Annotated in this window: 6 protein-coding genes; 5 read left to right on the plus strand and 1 reads right to left on the minus strand. The window is 57.8% G+C overall.

Features of this window, described 5'->3' with window-relative positions; all coding sequences use genetic code 11:
- The 5 genes from pabC (at position 1) to putP (ending at position 5,211) form a co-directional block, all read left to right on the plus strand.
- The gene (gene pabC / locus B3Y70_RS08820) at positions 1–819 is read left to right on the plus strand and encodes an aminodeoxychorismate lyase (RefSeq protein WP_153740323.1); all 819 of its coding nucleotides are present in this window, start codon (positions 1–3) and stop codon (positions 817–819) included.
- Positions 819–1,889, plus strand: coding sequence for an endolytic transglycosylase MltG (mltG, locus tag B3Y70_RS08825; RefSeq protein WP_153740322.1), 1,071 nt, complete (start codon positions 819–821; stop codon positions 1,887–1,889). The genes pabC and mltG overlap by 1 nt, the downstream gene beginning before the upstream one ends.
- Complete coding sequence (gene tmk, locus B3Y70_RS08830) at positions 1,886–2,530, plus strand: dTMP kinase (RefSeq protein ID WP_153740321.1); 645 nt, start codon at positions 1,886–1,888, stop codon at positions 2,528–2,530. The genes mltG and tmk overlap by 4 nt, the downstream gene beginning before the upstream one ends.
- A 98-nt stretch (positions 2,531–2,628) precedes the next feature.
- Complete coding sequence (locus B3Y70_RS08835; protein WP_011785337.1) at positions 2,629–3,408, plus strand: AraC family transcriptional regulator; 780 nt, start codon at positions 2,629–2,631, stop codon at positions 3,406–3,408.
- Positions 3,409–3,720: 312 nt separating this feature from the next.
- Positions 3,721–5,211 (plus strand): sodium/proline symporter PutP, encoded by a 1,491-nt coding sequence (putP, locus tag B3Y70_RS08840; protein WP_286896143.1) that lies wholly within the window; start codon positions 3,721–3,723, stop codon positions 5,209–5,211.
- A 167-nt stretch (positions 5,212–5,378) separates the two neighbouring features.
- Here the strand turns inward: putP and B3Y70_RS08845 are convergent.
- Positions 5,379–7,917 (minus strand): bifunctional aconitate hydratase 2/2-methylisocitrate dehydratase (locus tag B3Y70_RS08845; RefSeq protein ID WP_288589630.1); only part of this gene is annotated, 2,539 nt, incomplete at its 5' end.

A 7,917-nucleotide genomic window follows, 5' to 3' on the forward strand; every position in this document is an offset into this window, starting at 1 on the left:
GTGTTGAAGCTCTACTGGGCAGACGACGACTGCCTGCTCCCTGGTGACCGGGGGCTGGCATATGGAGATGGCCTGTTCGAAACCATCAGGGTGAACGGGGATTCCGCGCCTTTGCTGGTCTATCACCTTGACCGGTTGGTGCGGGATGCCGGGCGCCTGGGTATTTCTCTGAGTCGGCCCGAACTTGAGTCTGCGGTTGCCGGCGCAATGCAGCGCTATGGGGCCATTCATGGCGGCAGCCACTGGGTGCTCAAGCTGGTGGTAACCCGTGGCAGCGGTGGCCGCGGGTATCGGCCGGCAGCTGATGTCAGCCCTCATCTGTATCTGTTCCATTCCGTTCTTCCTCCGCTGCCGCCCGAAACCGGGGTCATGGTGGACTTCTCCCGGGTACCGTTGACGGTCAATCCACTCCTGTCTGGCATCAAGAGCCTCAATCGGCTGGAGCAGGTTATGGCGGCCCGGGAAATGAAGGATCCAACATTTGAGTTGCTGATGACCAACGCGGCAGGGCATGTGGTTGAAGGTACCCGGACCAATTTATTTCTGCATGGCCCAGATGGTTGGAGAACGCCTCCGGCGGCCTCGTTGGCGGTTTCCGGTGTGATGCGCCGAAAAGTGATCGAATGCCTGCATGCCGCGGGTGAGCCTTTCCGGGAATGTGAGCTGCAGGTGGAGGACCTGCTGGGCCGCGAATGCCAGGGTCTGTACCTGACCAACAGCGTGCTTGGAGTTGTTCCGGTTCGCAATCTGGCGGGCCTTGATTTGCCTGTGGGCAACCGGCTTGCGACAATTTGCGATCCTCATAAGCGACCGGATTGATGCGCGTGTTCAAAAAGCTACTCGTAGGTATTGTTGCTCTTGCTGTTCTGGCGGTTACCGGCAGTGGTCTCTGGCTCTGGCAGGGTTTGAAAACACTTGAGACCCCGGTTGTCCTTGACGAGCCGACCCTGTTTTCTGTCGAGCCCGGCACGGCGTTTGGCCAAGTGGCGCGGGAGCTGGCTACGCAAGGGTTTGTGGATGACCCGCTCTGGTTGCGAATTCACGGGCGCCTGAACCCAGAGCAGACCCTGATCAAGGCGGGAGACTACGAGTTCACCTCTGGCATGACCCCTGTCGACATGATCAACCTGATGGTGGAAGGCAAGGTAAAACTCTGGTCCGTGCAGTTTATCGAGGGCTGGACCTTTGCCGAGATGCGGGCAGCGCTGGCGCGCACCGACAGGCTCACCAGGCAGACCACCGATTGGACGGATGAGGAGATCATGGCGGCTCTGGGAGCCGAAGGGCAGCATCCCGAAGGCTGGTTTTTCCCGGATACCTACCTGTTTCACAGTGGTGAAACCGATCTCGATGTTCTCAAGCGCGCCTACAACATCATGACCGGGGTCCTTGAGGAAGAATGGCAGAACCGTGAGCAAGGGCTCCCGTATGATAGTCCCTATGAGGCATTGATCATGGCCTCGATTGTGGAGCGCGAGACCGGAGTGGCCGGCGAGCGACAACAGGTGGCCGGTGTGTTCGTCCGCCGCCTGCAGAAGGGGATGCGCCTGCAGACGGATCCAACCGTCATCTATGGCATGGGTGACAAGTACCGGGGCCGGATTGGCCGTAGTGACCTTCGTACCTGGACGCCCTATAACACCTATCGCATTGATGGCCTGCCGCCAACGCCTATTGCGTTACCGGGACGAGAATCCATTCATGCCGCGTTGCATCCGGATGACGGCGATGCCCTGTACTTTGTCGCCCGGGGGGATGGCAGTCACAAGTTTTCCCGTACGCTTGCCGAGCACCAGAAAGCCGTGCGTGAGTTCCAGCTGAACCGCCGGGAAGATTACCGTTCATTCCCGGCCCCGGATTCAGAAACCAGCAGTAACGGAGAGCAATGATTTTGGCCAGAGGGCGATTCATTACATTCGAGGGTACCGAAGGGGTTGGCAAGTCAACACAGCTGGATAACGCTGCGAAAACCCTGGAACGGCTTGGTATTGATTACATTGTGACCCGTGAGCCAGGTGGCACCCCTATGGCAGAAAGCATCCGTGAGCTGTTGCTGGCCCCCAGAGAGGAGTCAGTACACGAAACCACCGAGCTGCTGCTGATGTTTGCCGCCAGGGCTCAGCACCTCCATAACAGAATCCTCCCGGCACTTTCCGCCGGTAAGTGGGTTCTCTGTGACCGGTTTACCGATGCTACCTTCGCCTATCAGGGTGGTGGTCGTGGCGTTGCCCGAGAACGGATTGCGTTGCTGGAGGCTCTGGTTCAGGGTGAGGTGCGTCCGGACCACGTTATTCTGCTGGATGCACCTGTGGAAACCGGTATGGCTCGTGCTCGAAAGCGCGGTGAGCTTGACCGGTTTGAGCGGGAGGCGCAGGCATTTTTTCAGCGGATACGGGAAACCTATCTGGAGCGCGCGACGGAAATGCCCGGGCGCTACCATGTGGTAAACGCCGCCTTACCCCTCGAGCAGGTATCCGAGAGTGTATCAGCCCTCCTGACCGCATTGGCAAAACTGCCGGTTTCTGACTGACAGCAGACAGATCGCTGGCGAATCCCGGTGTTTTCGTGCACTTTTTGTAATGTTCTGCTTTAATTGAGGAACATTCTCGATAACGGCTTTCAGTAGTAATGCTCAACGCGAAACTTTTGAAGCTACCCACGGCTGCCCAACAGCATCACCATGAACACCACCAGATCGTGGTCGGTGTGCGCGGGCAGGCGGAGCTGAGCATTGATGGATCCGGTGCCTGCCTCGACACCTGGAAAGCCTGTCTGGTACCTACAGAGGCGCGCCACGATTATTGTGGTGATCAGCAAAACCACGTGCTGGTCATCAATGTTGATCCCTTCTGCGCAGCACTGTCGACACCACTGCACTCGGACTACGACAAGTTGATGCGGCTGTTTGAGAAGCCGCGTACGGTACAGATGGATAACCGTATTCAGGGGTTGGTCCAGTTTGCCGCCGGTGAATTCGACCGTTCACCGGATAACCGGGCGCTGCATCAGCACCTCGCCGCCAGTATTCTCCATTGCATGGCTGAGCGCATCGTCGACCGCCCCCCCGTTTCCAGTAACAGAAACAGTCTCAATCCCGAGGACATCCGCCGCTATATCGTCGGCAATCTTCACCGCAAGATAACCGTCCAGGATCTGGCCGGTGTCGCATGCCTGAGTGTGAGCCGGTTTCATGAGATTTTCCGGCAGGTTACCGGGACTACGCCGCATCAGTTTCTGCTGCAAACCCGCCTCGATCAGGCGGTTGGACTACTCTCCTCGACCTCGCTTTCGGTTTCTGAAATCAGCTATCGCACCGGCTTTTCATCGCAGAGTGCGCTGACCAACGCGCTCAGAAAACATCGGGGCATTACACCTTCCAGGCTACAACTGAATGAACATGTGGCCTGATTCAGGCGTGGATTCGTAGGTTTTGACGTCAGTCCCGTAGGATTCTGCAAAATAATCGTAGGATTTTGTAAGCCTCGAATCCGTAGTAATACTAATTTATATCGCCCGAGGACCGAGGCTCCGGAGCTGAGCTGGCTGGTCGCAAAGATCTGGCGATCAGCTATATTCAATGAGGAATCCCGGCAAGTTGATTCTTGCTACAGGTCTGACGAATCCGAGACATACAAAAAAACGGCACACAGTGCCGATCTTTGATCTGGTGTTGTGCCAATCGAGCGGATCTTATCCGACTCATAAAACCGGAGGAGCCATATGGCTATTGGAGTTTGGATCAGTCTATTTGCGTATTTCGCCCTGATGATCGTAATTGGCCTCTGGGCCATGCGCACATCATCAGCCACTGCTGAGGATTACATGCTGGGGGGCCGTGCCCTCAGTCCTAAAGTTGCGGCGTTGTCAGCCGGCGCATCAGATATGAGTGGGTGGTTGCTGCTGGGTTTGCCCGGCGCCCTCTATGTTACCGGTCTGGCCTCGGCCTGGATTGGTATCGGTCTGTTTGTTGGTGCTTTCATCAACTGGGTTGTGGTTGCACCCCGGCTGCGGGAGCAGACCGTGCATTATGGCAATGCACTCACCATCCCGGCGTTTCTGGCCAACCGTTTCCCAACCAAGGCTCTGCCGCTGCGCACAGTATCCGCCATCGTTATCGTGCTGTTCTTCGCGGTTTATACCGCCTCTGGCCTGGTTGCCGGCGGCAAGCTGTTTGAAAGCGCCTTCGCTGGTATCTTTAACTTCGGTGGCATGAGCGACTACGCCGCCGGTATTGTGATCACCCTGGGTGTGGTGCTGGCGTACACCGTTGTTGGCGGCTTCCTCGCGGTGAGCATGACGGACTTCGTGCAGGGCTGCATCATGATGCTCGCTCTGGTCATCATGCCTGCAGTAGTGCTGTTCGGCGAAGGCGGTGGTGGTTTCGCCCAGGCTTCCGAGACCTTGAACAGTGTGGATCCAACGCTCCTGTCGTGGACGGAAGGGCTCACGGTGATTGGCTGGTTGTCGGCGGTTACCTGGGGGCTCGGCTATTTCGGCCAGCCGCACATCATCGTACGTTTCATGGCTATCCGTACCGTGGGTGAGGTAGGGACTGCCCGTAATATCGGTATGTCCTGGATGGGCATCTCCCTGATTGGCGCGATCGCGCTGGGTGTGTTTGGCCGTGCCTACGCTGTACGTAATGGCCTGGAAGTTGCTGATCCGGAAACCATTTTCATTGTTCTGTCAGATCTGTTGTTCCACCCGCTGATTACCGGTTTCCTGTACGCCGCTCTGCTGGCGGCAGTCATGAGTACCATCTCCAGTCAGTTGCTGGTTTCCTCCGCCTCGCTGACCGAAGACTTCTACCGTCTGTTCCTGCGCAAGGAAGCCACGGATAAAGAGTGTGTCAATGTTGGCCGGGCCTGTGTTGTGGCGGTTGGCCTGGTGGCAGCCTTTATCGCGTCTGATCCGGATTCCCAGGTTCTGGGGCTGGTCAGTAACGCCTGGGCGGGCTTCGGTGCTGCCTTTGGTCCGCTGATCATTCTGGCTCTGACCTGGCCGCGTACCAACGGTGCAGGCGCACTGGCTGGCCTGATTGTGGGTGCAGCCACCGTGATGATCTGGATCTCTCTGGGCTGGAATGGTGAGTTCATGGGTGGCCCGGGTGTGTATGAGATTATCCCGGGCTTCGTTGCTGCGTTTATCGCTATCGTTGTGGTAACTCTGGCCACTTCCGATGCCGGTGAGTACCAGCACATCGAACGGTGATGATTCACGTGCACTGAATAAGGGGCTCCTTCGGGAGCCCTTTTTTTGTCCTTGAACAATGGAGTGTCGCCGGTCATGGGGGTGGCCGGGCCTGTGTGTCAGGACCAAAAAAACGCCAGCCCGAAGGCTGGCGTTTTCAGATCAGAGGTAGGTTACCTCAGAAGATCTCAGGCTACGGAAGCCTCAGATGCTTTCTGGGTGTACTCTTCCATCTGGTCGAAGTTGAGATACTTGTAGATCTCTTTGGACATGCTGTTGAGGTCCTTGGCGTACTCCATGTACTCCGCCGGAGTCGGGAGTTTGCCCAGTACCGCACCTACAGCTGCCAGTTCCGCAGAGGTCAGGTACACGTTGGCACCATCACCCAGGCGGTTCGGGAAGTTACGGGTAGAGGTGGACAGAACCGTTGACTTCGGTGCTACACGTGCCTGGTTACCCATGCACAGGGAGCAGCCCGGCATTTCGGTGCGAACACCGGCAGTGCCGTAGGTGTTGAAGTAGCCTTCTTCCATCAGCTGCTGCTGGTCCATCTTGGTGGGCGGAGACATCCACAGACGGGTGCTCAGGGGGCCTTTGTGCTGCTCAAGCAGCTTGCCCGCGGCGCGGAAGTGACCGATGTTGGTCATGCAGGAACCGATGAACACTTCGTCGACCTTGTCACCAGCCACTTCGGACAGGAACTTGGCATCGTCCGGATCGTTCGGGCAGCACACGATCGGCTCTTTGATGTCAGCCAGATCGATTTCGATCACGTGGGCGTATTCCGCGTCTTTATCAGCACGCATCAGCTTCGGATCTTTCAGCCACTCTTCCATTTGCTGGGCGCGACGCTCCAGGGTACGAGGATCGCCGTAACCTTCAGCAATCATCCAGCGCAGCATAACGATGTTGGAACGCAGGTACTCAGCCACGGAGTCTTCCGACAGGTTGATGGTACAACCGGCAGCGGAACGCTCGGCAGAGGCGTCAGACAGTTCGAATGCCTGCTCAACAGTCAGGTGCTCCAGACCTTCGATCTCCAGGATACGGCCGGAGAATTCGTTGATCTTGCCTTTCTTCTCAACAGTCAGCATGCCCTGCTTGATGCCGTACAGCGGGATGGCGTGTACCAGGTCACGCAGGGTGATGCCAGGCTGCATTTCGCCTTTGAAGCGAACCAGAACGGATTCCGGCATATCCAGCGGCATAACGCCGGTAGCAGCGGCAAAGGCCACCAGGCCAGAACCGGCCGGGAAGGAGATGCCCATCGGGAAACGGGTGTGGGAGTCACCACCAGTGCCCACAGTGTCCGGCAGCAGCATGCGGTTCAGCCAGGAGTGGATGATGCCGTCGCCCGGACGCAGGGAAACACCGCCACGGGTGCGGATGAAGTCCGGCAGGGTGTGCTGCATTTCAACGTCAACCGGCTTCGGATAAGCGGCGGTGTGACAGAAGGACTGCATCACCAGGTCTGCCTGGAAGCCCAGACACGCCAGGTCTTTCAGCTCGTCACGGGTCATCGGGCCAGTGGTGTCCTGGGAGCCTACGGTCGTCATGTGCGGCTCACAGTAGGTGTTCGGGCGAACGCCTTTGCCTTCCGGCAGACCGCATGCCTTGCCAACCATCTTCTGGGCCAGGGTGAAACCCTTGTCGCCAGCTTCAGGATCTTTCGGCAGACGGAAGATGTCAGTAGCGCCCATGCCCAGAGCCTGGCGGGCCTTGTTGGTCAGACCACGGCCGATGATCAGCGGAATACGGCCGCCGGCCTGAACTTCGTCCAGGATCACATCAGATTTGAACTTGAACTCGGAGATGGTTTCACCGGCTTCGTTCAGGATCTTGCCTTCGTACGGGCGGATTTCGATGACGTCGCCCATGTTCATGTCGTCAACCGGGGCCTCGAATACCAGAGCACCGGCATCTTCCATGGTGTTGAAGAAGATCGGGGCAACCTTGTTACCGATACAGACACCGCCAGCGCGCTTGTTCGGCACGCCCGGGATGTCTTCACCGAAGAACCACAGAACAGAGTTGGTGGCAGACTTACGGGAAGAACCGGTACCCACTACGTCACCAACGAAGGCAACGGGCAGGCCCTTGGATTTGATTTCGTCGATCTGGCTCATCGGGCCAGTTACGCCGGGCTCTTCCGGCTTCAGGCCGTCACGTTCCATTTTATAGGCAGCGCGGGCGTGCAGCGGGATGTCCGGGCGGGACCAGGCATCCGGGGCCGGAGACAGGTCGTCGGTGTTGGTTTCGCCGGTCACCTTGAACACCACCATTTTGGTGCTCTCGGGAACCTTCTTCTTGTTGGTGAACCACTCGGCGTTGGCCCAGGACTCAACCACAGACTTGGCAACGGCGTTGCCGGCGTCCATCTTTTCCTTCACATCGTTGAAGGCGTCGAACATCAGCAGGGTTTTCTTCAGCTGCTCACCGGCCAGTTCGGCCAACTCGCTGTTGTCCAGCAGCTCAACCAGGGTCTCGATGTTGTAACCGCCCTGCATCATGCCCAGCAGTTTCACAGCGTATTCTTTGCTGACCAGCGGGGAAGAGGCTTCGCCCTTGGCGATGGCAGACAGGAATGCAGCCTTAACGTAGGCAGCTTCGTCTACGCCCGGCGGAATGCGGTTTTCCAGCAGGTAAACCAGGGTTTCTTCTTCACCGGCCGGCGGGTTCTTCAGCAGGTCAACCAGGGCGGCGGTCTGCTCGGCGTTCAGGGGCTTG

Origin of the sequence: Marinobacter sp. UBA5687, assembly GCF_002420325.1 — a bacterium.
GTDB lineage: Bacteria > Pseudomonadota > Gammaproteobacteria > Pseudomonadales > Oleiphilaceae > Marinobacter > Marinobacter nauticus.